This is a genomic window from Acidaminococcus fermentans (assembly GCF_009696675.1).
In the GTDB taxonomy this organism is placed as follows: domain Bacteria; phylum Bacillota; class Negativicutes; order Acidaminococcales; family Acidaminococcaceae; genus Acidaminococcus.
The window spans coordinates 1-1,448 of the sequence record NZ_VULN01000031.1; the positions used below are offsets into that span (position 1 = coordinate 1).

General features: G+C 48.5%; 2 protein-coding genes. Both read right to left on the minus strand.

Translation table 11 applies throughout. From position 1 onward, the window contains the following. Nucleotides 1–137: 137 nt before the first annotated feature. On the minus strand, nucleotides 138–992 hold the full coding sequence (locus tag FX155_RS11350) for an IS3 family transposase (protein WP_009014516.1): 855 nt from the start codon (nucleotides 990–992) through the stop codon (nucleotides 138–140). A gap of 2 nt (nucleotides 993–994) precedes the next feature. Further along, nucleotides 995–1,345, minus strand: coding sequence for a hypothetical protein (locus FX155_RS11355; protein WP_006555381.1), 351 nt, complete (start codon nucleotides 1,343–1,345; stop codon nucleotides 995–997). Between the last annotated feature and the right edge of the window lie 103 nt (nucleotides 1,346–1,448).

The following is a 1,448-nucleotide window of genomic DNA, read 5'->3' on the forward strand; positions in this document are numbered from 1 at the left end:
TGCACTTGTCAACAAAAATTGGACACAAAACTAAAAAAATCAGGCATAAAAAACGAATCGATGTACAAGATTCATCAACTTTTCTGACATCCTTCAAGCTTGTTAGACAAACCATGCCATCGATAATGCAGACGAGATCAGCAGATGGGCGTGTGACGTTCCCGATACTGCTTCGGCGTCAGGTAGCCTAAGGAATAGGCTGGCCTCTGTTCATTGAAGAAAAGAATGTAGTCATCCACCTCCTCCTTGACCGGTTTCTCGCCGGTCACATGCAAGTCCATGAACAGCTCCGCCTTGATCCATCCATTGATGGACTCCATAGCGGCATTGTCTGTGGGGGTCCCGGCACGTGACATGGATCGGGTGATGCCGTACATGGGCAATAGCTCGTTGTAGGCTTTGGAGGCGTAGACCGATCCCTGGTCAGAATGGAGAACCATTTGGTGCTCCGGATGCCGTTTTTGCCACTCAATCAGATTTTCCAGTCCGCTGATGTAAGTCATGCGATCACCGCGTTTTGCAGAGAGGGAATGACTGACAATCTCATTGTTCCATAGATCCATATAAAGAGTCAGTTCATGGTAGATGCCTTTCACATAAAAAGCGGTCATATCACTCACGATGCACTGCATTGGCCCATCGATCTGCATTTCAGACATGAGCAGGTTGGGAAATATCCGCGCTGGATCGCCAGCCTTCTTGTACCTGTAGTGCTTGGATTTGCTCTTGATTCCCGCAATCCTACAGCATTTGTGGGCATAGGGATCGGACAGGACAATCTCTTTGTCCAACCGTATCTTGGCGTTCAGCCAGCGATAGCCGTGCGATGGATACTTCCAATGGTACTCCTGGAACAGCAGGACGTTGCTCAAAAGGCGCTTTTCTTTGCCCGACGGCTGAGAAAGATGTTTTTTCCAAGCGTAGAAACTGCTCCTCTGGATGCCCATTGTCTTGCAAAGAAGCTTCACCGGAATTTCTCCGGATAGTTCCATGATTACTTGATAATCTTGTTGCCGTACAGAATTACAGTACCATCCCCCTTCACCTCGTAGCCTTTTTTTAGCCGTGCCTCGGTTATCTTGGCCTTGATTAGTTCCTGGATAAGTTCTTCCTTTGTCATCGCCTTCAGTTCATCCAGCTCTGCCGGAGCTTTCTTGAACGAGGGCGCACAGATGCTTCTTCGTCCCTGCTTGGGCGGCAACTGGTTGGCATCCCGGTACATTCTCATGTAATTCCGTGCCGTCTGCTCATTGATAACGTATTCCTCTGCAGCTTCATACCGGCTGATTTCGCCGTCGTAAATGCGGCGGCCAATGTCCAATCTCTGTTCTTTTGTGTACTTCACGGCAAACCTCCTGTCCTGTGAGGGAGAATTTCTGTCCGATAATTAATTTCGTACTATCCGTACAGTATACACCGTATGTCCAAAAATTACCCCCTCCGTGTCC